Source organism: Streptomyces cinnamoneus, from assembly GCF_014650495.1.
Classification (GTDB): Bacteria; Actinomycetota; Actinomycetes; order Streptomycetales; family Streptomycetaceae; genus Streptomyces; species Streptomyces cinnamoneus.
In genome coordinates, this window is sequence record NZ_BMVB01000004.1 from 93,014 (window position 1) to 108,028 (window position 15,015).

Sequence of the window (15,015 nt, forward strand, 5' to 3'; positions counted from 1 at the left end):
AAACCGGTAGTCACGGCTCCGAGTCAAGGGCGATCTTGCCGTTGTTGCCATGCCAAATGACGCTACGTCAGCTCCAGTTGTCCGGCGGACGCGGGGTGGCTCCCCGGGTGGACGTGGGTACGCATGCGCTACGAACAAGAGTTCGCCATTCTCCCGGGGTCGTCAACGGCCCGCGGGGATGAACAGGCCGGAATGGGGTACTCGGCCGCCATGCCGCCCCGGGCGGCGGCTATCGTCTTGGGTCAAGTCTCCGGTGACCGTTCGGTCTTGAGGTGCGCGACGTGATGGTCTTCGCCTTCGCCGTGAGTGCGGCGTGCTGCCTGGGTGTGGGGTTCGTCCTCCAGCAGAACGCCGCGCAGCGGGCCCCCATGAGCGACTTCCTCTCGCTCCGGCTGCTGCTGGACCTCGCCCGCATGCCGCGCTGGCTCGCCGGCATCGCCTTCATGGTCTGCGGCATGGTGCTGGGCGCCCTCGCGCTCGGCCGGGGCGAGATCTCGCTCGTCGAACCGCTGATGGCCACCAACCTGCTCTTCGCGATGGCCCTCTCCCGCTGGCAGACCAAGCAGCCGCTCGGCCCCCCCGGCTGGGGCGGCCTGTGGCTGCTCGCCGGCGGGGTCGCCGCCTTCATCGTCGCCGGCCGCCCGCACGGCGGCCGCACCGTCACCGACCCCCTCAGACACTGGCTGGTCGTCGGCATCATGGTCGGCGCGGCGCTGCTGCTCACCGCCGTCGCCAGGCGCGTCCGCATGAGCACGGAGGCCGCGCTGCTGGCCGTGGCCGCCGGACTGCTCTACGGAGTGCAGGACGCCCTCACCCGGGTCAGCGGCGGCCGGCTGAAGGAGGGCTGGACCGCCCTGGTCACCAGCTGGCAGCCGTACGCGGTGGTGGTGCTCGGGGTGACGGCGCTGGTCCTGGTGCAGAGCGCCTTCGAGACGGCCCCGCTGCGGATGTCCCTGCCCGCCCTGACCGCCGCCCAGCCGCTGGCGGGCATCGCCTGCGGCGTCGGCTTCATGGGCGACCAGCTGCGCACCACCCCGGGCGCCCTGGCCGCCCAGGCGGCCGGCCTCGCGGCCATCGTCGTCGGGATCGTCCTCATCGGCCGCCACCCGGCCATGCCCTCGGGCATGGCCACGTCGGGCCACGTACGCGACCTGCAGCCGCACTGAGCAACGCGTCCGGCCGGCCACCCGGGCGCCGGCCCGTCGTGCTCCATCGGAGGCAAAACGGCCCGTGCCCGCTCGCGCCTGCCGCCGGGTGACCCCGGCCCGTTGAACAATCGCCACGGCCAGAACAGCCGGACGTGCCCGGCGGCACCGAGGGGAACGACCGTGGACCGTACGAGAGCTCCGGGCCGTAGGACCCTGCTCGCCGGCGGGCTGGCGGCCGCCGCGGCCGCCCTCTCCGGGTGCGCCGCGCCCGGCGCCTCGGCCGGCCGGGCGTCCACCCCGCCCTCGCCGGGGGCGAGACCGACGACGCCCTCCGCGGCGTTCGCGAGACTGATGGACGGCAACAAGCGCTGGGTGAGCGGGGACCTCCAGCACCCCGACCGGGATCCCACCCGGCGCGAGCTCGTGGCCCAGGAGCAGAATCCGTTCGGGGTGGTCCTCTCCTGCATCGACTCCCGCGTGCCGCCCGAGCTGCTCTTCGACACCGGCCTCGGCGACCTGTACGTGATGCGCACGGGCGGCCAGGCCGTCGGCCCGGTGGTCACGGGATCCGTCGAGTACGGACCCGTGACGGGCGGCACCCCGCTGATCTTCGTCCTCGGGCACCAGCGCTGCGGCGCCGTCAAGGCGGCGTATACCTCGCTGCGCGAGGACAAGCCGCTGCCCGGGAACCTTCAGGCGATCGTCAGGGCCCTGCGCCCGGCGTACGAGCGGGCGCTCAAGGAGGGGGGCGCCGACCCGGTCGAGACCATGGCCCGCGCCCAGGTCCGGCTGACCGCCAGCGACCTGCGCGGCAACGCGGACCTCGCCCCGCTCGTGCGGAAGGGCGCCCTCGCCGTGGTCGGCGGCTACTACTCGCTCGACACCGGCGCGGTGGAGATCCTCACCGATGTGCCCCCCGGGGCGTGAGGACCCGCCGGAAAACCAAAAAACCCCAGCTGAGCTGGGGTTTTTCGTTGGTGTCCGAGGGGGGACTTGAACCCCCACGCCCGATAAAGGGCACTAGCACCTCAAGCTAGCGCGTCTGCCATTCCGCCACCCGGACCAGGTGTTTGTCTTGGCGGGGTGTTCCCCGCGGCGACATGGAAAACAATACCAAACATTCGGCGGTGCTCGATCACGCCCCGGCGCCGCGGGCGGCCGTGATCGTTGCGGGCTCGTGTCGGCTGTATTGCGGCCTTGGGCTGGGCGAACGGCAGAGGGAGGATGGCTTCGGACCCCGCCGGGGGTCGCGCCCACCGTGCGGCGGCCGCCCGGCAGCCGAACCACGAGGAGGCAGCGTGAGCGAGTCGAAGCCGGCCACCGCCGGCCCGGGCGGGAACGCCGAGAACGCCGAGAGCGAGGTCGTGGACCTCTGCCGTGACCTGATCCGGATCGACACCAGCAACTACGGCGACCACTCCGGCCCCGGCGAGCGGCTCGCCGCCGAGTACGTGGCCGAGAAGCTCGCCGAGGTCGGGCTCGAACCGCAGATCTTCGAGTCGCACCCGGGGAGGGCCTCCACCATCGCCCGCATCGAGGGCGAGGACCCGTCCCGGCCCGCGCTGCTCATCCACGGCCACACCGACGTCGTGCCGGCCAACGCCGCGGACTGGACGCACCACCCGTTCTCCGGGGAGATCGCGGACGGCTGCGTGTGGGGGCGCGGCGCGGTCGACATGAAGGACATGGACGCGATGACCCTCGCGGTCGTACGGGACAGGCTGCGCAGCGGCCGCAAGCCCCCGCGCGACATCGTGCTCGCCTTCCTCGCGGACGAGGAGGCGGGCGGCACGTACGGCGCGCGCCACCTGGTCGACAGGCATCCGGATCTCTTCGAGGGCGTGACGGAGGCGATCGGCGAGGTCGGCGGCTTCTCCTTCACCGTCAACGAGCAGCTCAGGCTCTATCTGGTGGAGACCGCCCAGAAGGGCATGCACTGGATGCGGCTCACCGTGGACGGCACGGCCGGGCACGGCTCGATGACCAACAAGGACAACGCCATCACGGAGCTGTGCGAAGCCGTGGGGCGGCTGGGTCGGTACGAGTGGCCGGTCAGGGTCACCAAGACCGTCCGGTCCTTCCTGGACGAGCTCTCCGACGCGCTCGGCACTGAGCTGGACCCCGAGGACATGGACGGCACCCTCGCCAAGCTCGGCGGGATCGCCAAGATGGTCGGCGCCACGCTGCGCAACTCCGCCGCCCCCACCATGCTGGATGCGGGGTACAAGGTGAACGTGATCCCGGGCCAGGCCAGCGCCCATGTCGACGGGCGCTTCCTGCCGGGGCACGAGGAGGAGTTCCACGCCGACCTGGCCCGCATCCTCGGCCCCCGGGTGAAGATCGACGAGGAGCGCTCACACCTGGACAAGGCGCTGGAGACCGGCTTCGACGGCAAGCTGGTCGACGCGATGCAGGCGGCGCTGCGGGCCGAGGACCCGATCGCCCGCGCCATCCCGTACATGCTCTCCGGCGGCACCGACGCCAAGCACTTCGACGACCTGGGCATCCGCTGCTTCGGGTTCGCGCCGCTGCAGCTGCCGCCCGAGCTGGACTTCGCCGGAATGTTCCACGGCGTGGACGAGCGCGTGCCCGTGGATGGTCTGAAATTCGGTGTGCGTGTGCTCGACCGCTTCCTGGATCAGTGCTGAGCGCAGTCCTGATTGAGTGTCAGGCTGTGCGAATCTGGCGCTTTCTTCCCCGGAAAGAGTGAACGCCCTGCTGCTTACGTAGCCCCACTCCCTCCTCGTCGTTACAGGTGTGCGGTCCGCGGCTGGGACCGCATTGCCAACAAGGAGGAATCCATGCTCAAGAAGGTCGTCGCCGCCGCGGCAGCCACCAGTGGTCTCGTTCTCGCGGGGGCAGGCGTCGCCGCCGCCAGCGGGGGCGCCCAGGGTGCTGCTGTGAATTCTCCCGGCGTCGTCTCGGGCAACGTCATCCAGGTCCCGGTGGCTGTGCCGGTGAACCTGTGTGGCAACACCATCAACGTCGTCGGGCTGCTCAACCCCACGTTCGGGAACACCTGCGTCAACAAGTGACGTCGTTTTCTCAACCCGTGAGGGGCTGAATCCCGTGGTGGCTCCGGGCGCATGCCATGCGCTCCGGGGCCGCCGGGCTTTGGCCGGGTTTTCCGCGCGAGGGCGTGGATATGGACGCCCTTGCGCAATCCGCATGGTAAGAAGCAGCAGAGGGGCAAGACGAAAATGCGACAGGTCACCAAGAAGGGCCTGATCACCGTAGCGGCGGCCAGCGGCGTCATCGCGGCCGTCACGGGCAGCTACGCCCACGCCGATTCGGGCGCCAACGGCGCCGCGGCGCACTCCCCGGGCGTGGCCTCGGGCAACACCGTCCAGGTGCCGGTGCACGTGCCGGTGAACGCCTGCGGCAACACCGTGAACGTCGTCGGACTGCTCAACCCCGCGACGGGCAACCGCTGTGCCAACGGCGGCCACGGCGGCCATGGGCACGGCGGCAGCGGACACGGCGGCGCGCTGGCCAACGGCGCCGCGGCGCACTCCCCGGGCGTGGCCTCGGGCAACACCGCCCAGGTGCCGGTCAGCATCCCGGTGAACGCCTGCGGCAACAGCGTCAACATCGTCGGTATCGGCAACCCCGCCACCGGCAACACCTGTGTCAACGACGGCCACGGTCCGGCCCACCAGGGCCAGGGCCACAAGCCGCCGCACGGCGACAAGCCGGGCCACCCGGGCGGGCACAAGCCCGGCGACCACCACCCGGGCGGGCACCACAACCCGCCCACCGGTGAGAAGCCCGGCCACAAGCCGCCGGCCCACGGCCACGACGCGCCGGGTGCTCACCCCGGGGCGCCGGGCACGGGCGGTCACCACGCCAAGCCGGCCATGGAGGTCAAGGACGCGCACCGTCCTGCCACCGACCTCGCCGAGCACCGTCCCGCGACGGTGGCCCAGCAGGCCGCCGAGCTCGCCCACACCGGTGCCGGCCAGCTCGGTGCGGCCGGTGCGGCCAGCGCGGGCCTGCTGCTCGGTGGCGCGATGCTCTACCGCCGCTCCCGCGGCGCGCAGGGCTGACACGCCGTAACGGCTGAGCCGGTAGCGACCGGCACGGAGCGGGCCCCGCAGCCGCGGGGCCCGCTCCGTGTGCGTTCACTCCCGGTGGTCACCAGGTGGCGCGGATCTGTCGGATGATCCTGCGACGCAGCCGCACCCTGCGGCTGCCGTCGGGGTAGAGGCGCAGTCGGTCCAACTCCCAGTGTCCGTACTCGGCGTGTTCGGTCAGCAAGCGTGTGGCTGCCCTCCGGGAGACGCCCCGGGGCACATACACATCGCAGAATTCGTATTCCGGCATCGCATCTATTGTGCGGGAACGGGCCCGGTGCGGATAGCGTCTGCACTATGTCTGATGCTGCGCAGCCAACCGCTGCCGAGGTACGGGCCGCCGCCGAGGCGGTCAAAGCCGCTCTGGACCGCCACCTCGACGCCGTCGAACGCCGTTCGGGGGAGGACGACCCGGCCGTCTACGCCGCGTTCAACGAGCTGGCCGCGACAGCCGAGGCGTACGACGAGCTGCTCTACGACGTCTACGACGAGGTCACGCCCTTCGAGATCCCCGGCGACGACACGCTTCCCGCCTACGCCGGGCCGGAGGAGCCGAGCGCACTCAGCGTGCTGATCCGCAGGGACTACGCCGTGGTCGAGCCCCAGCGGCTGCTCTCCCAGGCGCAGCGCGTCGCGGATCTCGACCCGGACGTCGACGTCGAGACGGAGCCGGGCACCCACGGCGGCGCGGAGGGCCTCGTCGGGCGCAGCGTCCACGCCGCCCTCGGGGTGCTCTTCGGCGAGTACGAGCCGGACGAAATCGCCTCCCGGCACAAGGAGTTCGGCCTGGAGGAGGGCGACTCCACGCTGTGGGTGTCGGCCGCCGAGGAGCCGTCCGAGCCGGGCGAGTGGCTGTCCACCCCCTTCGAGCAGGCCGACCCGCAGCGGGTCATCTGCCGCTTCGACGTCAGTGCCGTCTTCGACGAGGACGAAGACGGTGACGACGAGGACGGTGAGGACGAAGGCGACGACGGCGAGGACGAGGACGAAGGCGAGCTCGACGGCGAGGACGCCGGAGGCGACGAGGGGCGGGCGGGCAACGGGCCCTCGCGGGTGCGCCGGCGCTGACCTGCGGTGTCGCGGCCGCCTGCGGGCCCGGAAGGGGCCCGCAGGCGGCCGCCGTTCACCCGGCGGTCCGGGCCTGGGCCTGCAGCAGCGGCAGCAGCCGGGTGGTCCGCGCGGTCGCCGGGACCTCGGCGACCGCGCGGGGCAGCGCCTGGTCCACGCCGTGCACGACCGACAGGTGCCGCTCGCCGCGGCTGAACGCCGTGTAGACCCACGCCCTGGTCAGCGTTGCCGCGGCGTCGCCCGGCAGCACCACCACGGCCGCCGGCCAGCGCGTCCCGGCCGCCTGGTGGGCGGTCACGGCCCAGCCGTGCCGCACCTGCTCGGCGACGCGGTCCGGCGGGACGACGACAGGTGTGCCGCCGCAGTCCAGCCGCAGCCCCTCGGCGTCCGCCGAGGCCACGGTCCCGGGCACCATGCGGCCGGGGGCGGGGACGTACGCGACCCTGTCGCCGGGGTCGAAGCCGCCGAACCGGCCGGGGCCGGGGTTCAGCCGCTCCTTCAGGGCCGCGTTGAGCGCGCGGGTGCCGGCGGGCCCGCCGTGGCCCGGCGTGATCACCTGGGTGTCCGTGGCGGGCACGCCGATCGCGCGGGGCACGGAGTCGGCGACGAGCTGCACGGTGCGGTGCACCGCCTCGGCCGGCTCCCGCACCGGGACGATCACGACCTCCTTGCCGGGGGCGTCCACCGCGGTCAGCTCGCCGATGCCGATGCCCGAGACGAGCTCCCCGAGGGGGCCCGGGTCGGGGGTGCGGGAGACGACCGACGGGCAGGCGCGGGAGGCCGTCAGGTCCGCGAACACGCGGCCCGGGCCCGCGGACCACAGGACGCCCGGGTCGCCGCTGAGCACCAGCCGGGTGCCGTCCGCGAGCGACTCCACCAGCAGGGCGGCACCCTCCACGTCCAGCTGGGGCGCGTCCAGGACGACCAGCACGTCGAGGGCCAGCGAGCCGTCCTCGTCACGCCCGGGACCCTCCTGGCCGGAGAGCAGGCCGGCGACGGTCACGGCCTCGGGCACGCCCAGCTCGGCGAGGCGGCGCCGGCCGTCCTCGGTGTGCGCGGCGGCGCAGGCCCGCAGGCCCAGCCCGGCGGCCGCCGTGACCAGGGCGGCGGGCTCGGCGCGGGCCGCTTCGCCGCCGCTGTGCGTCACCAGGCCGCAGGCCGCGGCGGCCCGGATCAGCTCGGCCGCGGAGGGGGAGGGGGCGGCGGCCGCCGCCTGCTCCCAGCCGGGGGCGTCCTCGGGCGGGGCCGCGTTGGCGAGCCGGGCGAGGCCGTCGGCGAGGCTCTCCTCCGCCATGGCGTAGCGGTCGAGCCCCAGCAGCAGCACAACGGGGGCCTCGGCGTCGTCGTCCGTCGCCGCGGCCTCGTCCTGACCCTCCTGGAAGACCAGGACGGCGCCTTCCGCGATGGCGGCCTGCAGGGCCTCGTCCGGGTCGGGGACGGCGCGCCGGGCGAGCTCGGCGCGGAGCGCAGGGGCCTCCAGCACGGTGTGCCCGGCCAGTGCGGCACGTTCCAGCAGCCAGACGACGAGCGCCTGGGCGCGCCGCTCGTCGCCCGGCCCGCACTCCGGCCCCAGCAGGGCCCGTGCGAAGCCGTCCGCCTGCTCGGGCCGCACCCCGGGCACGGCCAGCAGCCGCCACGGGTCCTCCCGCAGGGCCTCGGCGGCGTGCTCCCCGAGCGCCTGTGCGGCCGGGGCCGCCAGCTGCTCCGGCGCCCCTCCGGCGGCCAGCACCTCGACCAGGCCCGCGCTCGGCGGGATCGCCGCCCGCGCCGGGGAGGCAGCGGGTGCCGGTGCGGGGTGGGCCGGGGGCCGGGGGGCCGGCGCGGGCCGGCGCGGCCGGGACGCGGGCTTCGGCTCGTTGAAGAACGACGCGGCGTCGCGCTCCCCGCTCTCCACGGCCTTCACGGCCGCCGCCAGCGCCTCGGCGACGGCGGACCGCTTGCCGGCGGCCGCCTCCTGCGCCCCGGGCTGCTCGCCCGGCGCGTCCTGGGCGGCCGGCTCTCCGGCCGGGGACGTCGCGCCGTCCGGCTCCGGGCTGCCGGGGGCGCCGGCACCCTCGGGGTCGGCGGCGGCGCCGTCGGCGGGGAGGTGACCGCGGTCGTTGGTCACAGGGTGCTCCAGTCCTGGTCGGGATAGCGGTGCACGGGCGCCGACACGTCGTCGAGCGCCTGGCGGATCTCGTCCGGAAGACTAAGGCCCTCCACTGACAGTGCCTCCGTGAGCTGCTGCGCGGTGCGGGCGCCGACGAGCGGGGCGACGACCCCGGGACGGTCGCGCACCCAGGCCAGGGCCACCTGCAGGGGCGTGACGGCGAGCCCGTCGGCGGCGGTCCTGACGGCGTCGACGATGCGGCCGGCCGCATCGTCGAGGTAGGGGGCGACGAAGGGGGCCAGGTGCTCACAGGCGCCGCGGGAGTCGGCCGGGGTGGCGCGGCGGTACTTGCCCGTCAGCACGCCCCGGCCCAGCGGCGAGGACGGCAGGACGCCGATGCCCAGGTCCAGCGCGGCGGGCAGCACCTCGCGTTCGATGCCGCGCTGCAGCAGCGAGTACTCCATCTGCGTCGAGGCCAGCCGCGTCCGCACCCCCGGCGCGGCGAGCTGCCACGTCGCGGCCCGGGCGAGCTGCCAGCCGCAGAAGCCCACGACCCCGGCGTAGCGGGCCCGGCCGCTGGCGACGGCGAGGTCGACGGCCTGCAGCGTCTCCTCGACGGGCGTCGCGGGGTCGTAGGCGTGGATCTGCCAGACGTCGACGTAGTCGGTGCCGAGCCGGTCCAGCGAGGCGTCCAGGGCGGCGAGCAGGTGGCCGCGCGAGCAGTCGACGCGGCGGTCGGGGTCCAGGACGCTGCCGGCCTTGGTCGCGACGACGAGGTCCCGCCGCGGCACGAGGTCCTCCAGGAGCCGGCCGAGGAGGTGTTCGGCGCCTCCGTCGGCGTAGACGTCGGCGGTGTCCACGAGGGTGCCGCCGGCGTCCCAGAAGGTCTTGAGCTGTTCGGCCGCCTCGTGCTCCCCGGTGTCCCGGCCCCAGGTGAGCGTGCCGAGCCCGAGCCGGGAGACCCGCAGGCCGGTGCGGCCGAGATGCCTTTGTTCCATGAGCGCTGAGGGTACTGTTCGCACCCCGCCGCGTCGCCGGGCCTTCGCAGGGCTCACGGAACCGGCCGGTGACGTACTCCGGGTCGGCGCGCTAGAGTCCCCGCAACGACGACGTTACTGATCAGTAAGGGGTGCCCGGATGGGTCGGATGAGGCTCGGAATCAACCTCGGCTACTGGGGAGCCGGGATGGACGCGGACAATCTCGCCGTCGCCCGCGAGGCCGACCGGCTCGGGTACTCCGTCTGCTGGGCCGCCGAGGCGTACGGTTCCGACGCGCCCACCGTGCTGTCCTGGGTCGCGGCGCAGACCGAGCGCATCGACGTCGGCTCGGCGATCCTCCAGATCCCCGCCCGCACGCCCACGATGACCGCGATGACCGCGGCCACCCTCGACTCGCTCTCCGGCGGCCGCTTCCGCCTCGGCCTCGGCGTCTCCGGCCCCCAGGTCTCCGAGGGCTGGTACGGCGTGAAGTTCGACAAGCCGCTGGCCCGCACCCGCGAGTACGTCGAGATCGTCCGCAAGGCCATGGCCCGTGAGCGGGTCGTCCACGAGGGCGCCCACTGGACGCTGCCGCTGCCCGGCGGCCCCGGCAAGCCCCTCAAGCTGACCGTGCACCCCGTCCGCGAGCGCATCCCGCTCTACATCGCCGCGATCGGCCCCAAGAACCTGGAGCAGACCGGCGAGCTCGCCGACGGCGCCCTCGTCGTCTTCTTCGCCCCCGAGCACGCCGAGGAGACCACCCTGGGCGCGCTGCGCGCGGGCCGCGCCAAGGCGGGCAAGGACCTCGACGGCTTCGACCTCGTCCCGACCGTCCCCATGGCCGTGGGCGACGACGTCGACGCGCTCGCCGACCTCTTCCGCCCGTACACCGCCCTCTACGTCGGTGGCATGGGCAGCGCCAAGCAGAACTTCTACAACAAGCTCGCGCAGCGGATGGGCTACGAGAAGGAGGCCGCCGAGATCCAGGAGAAGTACCTGGCGGGCGACAAGGCCGGGGCGGCCGCGGCCATTCCGCGCAAGCTCATCGACTCCACCGCCCTGCTCGGCCCCGTCGAGCGCATCGCCGACCGCATGCAGGCGTACGCCGACGCGGGCGCCACGACGCTGTCCCTGGCCCCCGCCGGCTTCACCCTCGACGAGCGGATCGCGAGCCTGCGCACCGGCGTCGAGGCGCTGGAGCGGGCCGGACTGGCCTGACCCGGGGAAATCCGCGGCCGTGGTGGGGGCTCGGGGGTGGTCCTCCCCGCCACGGCCGACACCGAACACAACGCCCGGGCGGCCCGGTGGTTACGCGCCGGGACGCCTTCGAATCTCCGCCCGACATCCCCCGTTCGGCCGAGCGCGCGCTCCCTCTGATTGCCGCACCCCGCGGGGCGCACTTGACTCGGTGGTCACGGAGGTGAGGCCATGCTCACGGCCAGAAGCCTGTTCCAGGAGATCCTGGACGACGACGAGTCCTACCGCCTCTTCTGCTCCATCGCCGCCGGCGGCGAGGCCCAGGGCGGCTGGGAGAACGGCCGGATCGCGGCCCTCGTGCCCGACAGCCAGCGCGCCCTGGCGCCGAAGATCGCCCGGCACGGTGCGGACGAGGACAAGCACGGCCGCATCTTCCGGGCCCTGATGCACCGGCGCGGCATCGAACCCGTCGAGGTCCCGCCGGAGACCGACTACACCATGATCCTCGAACGCCGGGGCATCGGCCTGCCCCACGCCGTGCTGCGCGCCGAGGAACCGCTGACGGAACGGGACATCGTCGCCTACCTCGCGCACAGCCGCGTCACCGAGCAACGCGCCTCCGAGCAGATGGACATGCTCACCCAGCACTTCGGCGACCACCCGGAGGTCGGCAGGGCCGTCCGGATGATCTGCCACGACGAGGCCAACCACCTCGCCTACTGCCACGAGGAACTGCTGCGCCTGGCCGCCGCCGGGCACGGCCGGACGATCCAGGCGCTGCTGCGCGAGAGCGCGCTCGGCGAGATCGACGTCTACCGGGACGTCAGCCTCGCCGTGATGGCCCACATGGGCCGCATCCTGCGCTGGCCCCGGGCCAAGGCGGCCGCCCTCACCGCGGGCATCCACGCGGTGCACGCCTACGAGCGGCTCGGCGGCTGGCGCCGCATGGTCAGCCTGCGCATGCCCGAGCGGCGCGATGCCCTCGGCGGCCCCGTGACCACCGCCGCCGAGTTCGCCTGAACTCCGCGTCGCGCAGCCGGCCGCCCTACAGCCAGCCGCGCCCCTTGAACATCCGGTACAGCCAGAACACCAGCCCCGCCATCAGCGCCACCACCGCCGGATAGCCCCACGTCTGCCGCAGTTCGGGCATGTGGTCGAAGTTCATGCCGTACACCCCGGCGACCATCGTCGGGACCGCCGCCATCGCCGCCCACGCGGAGATCTTGCGCATGTCGTCGTTCTGCTGGACGCCCATCTGCGCCAGGTGCGCCGAGAGGATGTCGCTCAGCAGCCGGTCCAGGCCGTCCACGGCCTCGTTCGTCCGCGTCAGGTGGTCGCCCACGTCGCGGAAGAACGGGCGCGAGCGCTCGTCGACGAACGGCAGGCCCGCCCCCACCAGCCGCGCCACCGGTTCGGCGAGCGGGCTGGTGGCCCGGCGGAACTCCACCACCTGGCGCTTGAAGGAGTAGATCCGCGAGGCGGTGTGCTTGGTGTCCCCGCCCACCGGCGCGAACACCTCGGCCTCCAGCTCGTCGAGGTCCGCCTGCAGCAGGGCCGCCACGTCCGTGTACTGGTCCACGACCTCGTCGCTCACCGCGTACAGCACGGCCGTCGCCCCGTGGCACAGCAGCTCCGGGTCCTGCTCCAGCCGCCGGCGCACCCGCGCCAGCGGGCTGCCCTCGCCGTGCCGGACGGTCACCACGAAGGAGTCGCCCACGAACAGCATCAGCTCGCCGGTGGTGACGGTGTCCGCGTCGTCGTCGTAGACCACGGGCTTGAGGACCATGAACAGAGAGTCGTCGTACACCTCCAGCTTCGGCCGCTGGTGGGCGTTGAGGGCGTCCTCCACGGCCAGCGGGTGCAGCCCGAACTCGCTGGTGACGAGCTCGAACTCCTTCTCCGTCGGCTCGTGCAGCCCGATCCAGAGGAACGAGTTGCCGTCCGCGCGCGCCTGGTCGAGGGCGTCGCTGAAGTCGGCGGGCCCCTCGGTTCGGTGCCCGTCCCGGTAGATGGCGCAGTCCACGATCACGCGAGTCCCTCTTCCCCGTAGCTTCCCTGTCGATTCCCCCGCTGCTTCCCCCTCGGTCCCGCACCACCCTTCCTCCGACCCTCTCATGCCCCGTGCCGGCACCGGGCGGTCGTAGGCTGGTGGTCATGCCCACGCTGATCCTGGTCCGGCACGGCCGGTCCACCGCCAACACCGGGGGAGTGCTCGCCGGCTGGACCCCCGGCGTGGCCCTGGACGAACGCGGCGCCGCCCAGGCCGCCGCCCTGCCCGCCCGGCTGGCCGGCGTCCCGCTCGCCGCCGCCGTCACCAGCCCCCTCCAGCGCTGCGAGGAGACCCTCCGGCCGCTGCTCGCCGCCCGTCCGCAGCTGCCGCTGCACACCGACGAGCGCATCGGCGAGTGCCACTACGGCGACTGGTCCGGCCGCAAGCTCGCCGAGCTCGCGGGCGAACCCCTGTGGGAGGTCGTCCAGCGCCACCCCGCCGCGGCCGCCTTCCCCGGCGGCGAGTCCGTGCGCGCCATGCAGGCCCGTGCGGTCGACGCCGTACGGGAGTGGAACGAGCGCGTCGAGCGCGAGCACGGGGAGGACGCCGTCTACCTCATGTGCACCCACGGCGACCTGATCAAGTCGGTCGTCGCCGACGCCCTCGGCCTGCACCTCGACCACTTCCAGCGGATCACCGCCGACCCCTGCTCGGTCACCGCGATCCGCTACACGCGGCTGCGCCCCTATCTGCTGCGCCTCGGCGACACCGGGGACCTCGGCGGGCTCGTCCCGCACACGGGCGAGCGCGAGGGGGCGGCCGGGGACGCGGCCGTGGGCGGTGGTGCGGGAGCACCGTGATCGTCGTGCGCAGTAGGGTGGTGACGCGGGAGCCCCGTGGCCGCCGCCCGCGGGCCCGCACCCGTGGCGCGCCACCGCGACCGCCGACCCTCCGACCACCGATCCCCATGGAGCAGGACGTTGTCCCGTCAGGTGTTCCTCTATGACCCTCCGGACCGCTTCGTCGCCGGTACGGTCGGGCTGCCGGGCCGCCGTACTTTCTTCCTCCAGGCCACCGCGGCCGGCCGGACCACCAGCGTGGCGCTGGAGAAGACCCAGGTGGAGGCGCTCGCCGAGCGCATCGACGAGCTCCTCGACGAGGTCGTGCGGCGCACCGGCGGCAGCGCCCCGGTGCCGGCCGTGGCGCCCGTCGAGTTCGCCGACAGCGCGCCCCTGGAGTCCCCCGTCGAGGAGGAGTTCCGGGTGGGCACCATGGCCCTGGCCTGGGACGGCGAGACCCAGCGCATGGTGGTGGAGGCACAGGCCCTCGTCGAGCTGGAGGCGGACACCGACGAGGACCTCGCCGAGGCCGAGGAGCGGCTGCTGCAGGACGAGGTGAACGGGCCGCCCATGCTCCGCGTGCGGCTCACCGGCACCATGGCCCGCGCCTTCGCCAAGCGCGCCCTGGAAGTCGTCAACGCCGGCCGGCCCCCGTGCCCGCTGTGCAGCCTGCCGCTCGACCCGGAGGGACACGTATGTCCGCGCCAGAACGGATACCGCCGCGGAGCGTGACGCCCCACGAGCTGCTGGCCAAGGGTGAGCTGACCGTGCGCGGCCAGGTGCGCGAGGCGTCCAACGCGGTGCTCTACTGCACGGTCGAGTACGAGGGCGTCAGCGCTGCCTGCGTCTACAAGCCCGTCGCGGGGGAGCAGCCCCTGTGGGACTTCCCCGACGGCACCCTGGCCCAGCGCGAGGTCGCCGCCTACGAGCTCTCCGAGGCCATGGGATGGGGCCTGATCCCGCCCACGGTGCTGCGCGACGGCCCCTACGGGCAGGGCATGTGCCAGCTGTGGATCGAGGCGTCGGCGGACGAGGAGACCGGGGCGGCGCTGCTGGCCCTGGTCGAGGGCGACGAGCCGGGGCCCGGCTGGAAGGCCGTGGGCTTCGCGGACGTCGGCGAGGACCGCACCGCCCTGCTGGTCCACGCCGACGACGAGCGGCTGCGCCGGCTGGCCGTCCTCGACGCGGTGATCAACAACGGCGACCGCAAGGGCGGCCACCTGCTCCCCTCCGCCGACGGGCGGCTCTACGCCATCGACCACGGCGTGACGTTCAACGCGGACGACAAGCTGCGCACCCTGCTGTGGGGCTGGGCGGGCGAACCCCTCCCCGGGGAAGCCCTGACGGCCCTACGACGGCTTTCGGCCGATCTGGCCGACGGGCGGCCCCTGGCCCGGCGGCTGGCCGAGCTCATCACCCCGGCCGAGATCGAGGCCCTGCGGGGCCGGGTCGCGGAGCTGCTGCGAACGGGGCGCCACCGCGAGCCGAGCGGCCAGTGGCCGGCCATCCCCTGGCCGCCGGTGTGATCTTTACGGGCCGGGGCCCGGGAATACACACGTCGGACGGCGTGCGCAAGAACGGAACTTCGGCCAACCCCCGCGCCCGGTTCGTATCCGGAACGTGCATCCGGTTA

General features: G+C 73.7%; 15 protein-coding genes and 1 tRNA gene. 11 read left to right on the forward strand and 5 right to left on the reverse strand.

Annotated features, from left to right (window positions below; genetic code table 11):
* Nucleotides 1-284: 284 nt before the first annotated feature.
* Together IE182_RS07410 and IE182_RS07415 are read left to right on the forward strand one after the other, a co-directional pair.
* Nucleotides 285-1,166 carry a DMT family transporter gene (locus IE182_RS07410; protein ID WP_190109148.1) on the forward strand — a complete coding sequence of 294 codons (882 nt, stop codon included), beginning with the start codon at nucleotides 285-287 and terminating at the stop codon, nucleotides 1,164-1,166.
* Between the two features lie 162 nt (nucleotides 1,167-1,328).
* On the forward strand, nucleotides 1,329-2,075 hold the full coding sequence (locus tag IE182_RS07415) for a carbonic anhydrase (RefSeq protein WP_190108866.1): 747 nt from the start codon (nucleotides 1,329-1,331) through the stop codon (nucleotides 2,073-2,075).
* 48 nt (nucleotides 2,076-2,123) lie between these two features.
* On the opposite strand, the gene IE182_RS07420 is transcribed toward IE182_RS07415, so the two are convergent.
* Nucleotides 2,124-2,211 (reverse strand) — tRNA-Leu (locus IE182_RS07420).
* Between the two features lie 235 nt (nucleotides 2,212-2,446).
* On the opposite strand from IE182_RS07420, the gene IE182_RS07425 reads away from it, so the two are divergent.
* The 3 genes from IE182_RS07425 (at nucleotide 2,447) to IE182_RS32590 (ending at nucleotide 5,194) form a co-directional block, all read left to right on the forward strand.
* Entirely contained in the window at nucleotides 2,447-3,796 is a 1,350-nt protein-coding gene (locus IE182_RS07425) for a M20/M25/M40 family metallo-hydrolase (RefSeq protein ID WP_190108867.1), read from the forward strand.
* Nucleotides 3,797-3,949: 153 nt separating this feature from the next.
* A complete protein-coding gene (locus IE182_RS07430; protein WP_190108868.1) occupies nucleotides 3,950-4,183 on the forward strand; it encodes a chaplin in 234 nt (77 codons plus the stop codon).
* Nucleotides 4,184-4,348: 165 nt separating this feature from the next.
* Nucleotides 4,349-5,194: a chaplin gene (locus tag IE182_RS32590; protein WP_190108869.1), complete on the forward strand. Its 846-nt coding sequence runs from the start codon at nucleotides 4,349-4,351 to the stop codon at nucleotides 5,192-5,194.
* 88 nt (nucleotides 5,195-5,282) lie between these two features.
* Here IE182_RS32590 and IE182_RS07440 read toward each other — a convergent pair whose 3' ends face one another.
* The gene (locus IE182_RS07440; protein ID WP_190108870.1) at nucleotides 5,283-5,471 is read right to left on the reverse strand and encodes a DUF5703 family protein; all 189 of its coding nucleotides are present in this window, start codon (nucleotides 5,469-5,471) and stop codon (nucleotides 5,283-5,285) included.
* 47 nt (nucleotides 5,472-5,518) lie between these two features.
* Here IE182_RS07440 and IE182_RS07445 point away from each other — a divergent pair, with 47 nt between their 5' ends.
* A complete protein-coding gene (locus IE182_RS07445) occupies nucleotides 5,519-6,289 on the forward strand; it encodes a hypothetical protein (RefSeq protein ID WP_190108871.1) in 771 nt (256 codons plus the stop codon).
* A 55-nt stretch (nucleotides 6,290-6,344) separates the two neighbouring features.
* On the opposite strand, the gene IE182_RS07450 is transcribed toward IE182_RS07445, so the two are convergent.
* Both IE182_RS07450 and IE182_RS07455 read right to left on the reverse strand, forming a co-directional pair.
* Nucleotides 6,345-8,396 (reverse strand): helix-hairpin-helix domain-containing protein, encoded by a 2,052-nt coding sequence (locus tag IE182_RS07450; protein WP_229844654.1) that lies wholly within the window; start codon nucleotides 8,394-8,396, stop codon nucleotides 6,345-6,347.
* Complete coding sequence (locus tag IE182_RS07455; RefSeq protein ID WP_190108872.1) at nucleotides 8,393-9,376, reverse strand: aldo/keto reductase; 984 nt, start codon at nucleotides 9,374-9,376, stop codon at nucleotides 8,393-8,395. Before IE182_RS07455 ends, IE182_RS07450 begins: the two co-directional genes overlap by 4 nt.
* Nucleotides 9,377-9,524: 148 nt before the next feature.
* Between IE182_RS07455 and IE182_RS07460 the strand changes: the two genes are divergently transcribed.
* Both IE182_RS07460 and IE182_RS07465 read left to right on the forward strand, forming a co-directional pair.
* Entirely contained in the window at nucleotides 9,525-10,574 is a 1,050-nt protein-coding gene (locus IE182_RS07460) for an LLM class F420-dependent oxidoreductase (RefSeq protein ID WP_190108873.1), read from the forward strand.
* A gap of 210 nt (nucleotides 10,575-10,784) precedes the next feature.
* Complete coding sequence (locus tag IE182_RS07465) at nucleotides 10,785-11,573, forward strand: ferritin-like domain-containing protein (protein ID WP_190108874.1); 789 nt, start codon at nucleotides 10,785-10,787, stop codon at nucleotides 11,571-11,573.
* Nucleotides 11,574-11,598: 25 nt separating this feature from the next.
* Here IE182_RS07465 and corA read toward each other — a convergent pair whose 3' ends face one another.
* Nucleotides 11,599-12,582, reverse strand: coding sequence for a magnesium/cobalt transporter CorA (corA, locus tag IE182_RS07470; protein ID WP_229844655.1), 984 nt, complete (start codon nucleotides 12,580-12,582; stop codon nucleotides 11,599-11,601).
* A 125-nt stretch (nucleotides 12,583-12,707) separates the two neighbouring features.
* On the opposite strand from corA, the gene IE182_RS07475 reads away from it, so the two are divergent.
* The 3 genes from IE182_RS07475 to IE182_RS07485 all read left to right on the forward strand — a co-directional run bounded on the left by IE182_RS07475 (nucleotide 12,708) and on the right by IE182_RS07485 (nucleotide 14,908).
* Complete coding sequence (locus IE182_RS07475) at nucleotides 12,708-13,403, forward strand: histidine phosphatase family protein (protein ID WP_190108876.1); 696 nt, start codon at nucleotides 12,708-12,710, stop codon at nucleotides 13,401-13,403.
* Between the two features lie 120 nt (nucleotides 13,404-13,523).
* Nucleotides 13,524-14,114, forward strand: coding sequence for a DUF3090 domain-containing protein (locus IE182_RS07480; protein WP_190108877.1), 591 nt, complete (start codon nucleotides 13,524-13,526; stop codon nucleotides 14,112-14,114).
* Nucleotides 14,078-14,908: an SCO1664 family protein gene (locus IE182_RS07485; RefSeq protein WP_190108878.1), complete on the forward strand. Its 831-nt coding sequence runs from the start codon at nucleotides 14,078-14,080 to the stop codon at nucleotides 14,906-14,908. Before IE182_RS07480 ends, IE182_RS07485 begins: the two co-directional genes overlap by 37 nt.
* The last annotated feature ends 107 nt before the right edge of the window (nucleotides 14,909-15,015 follow it).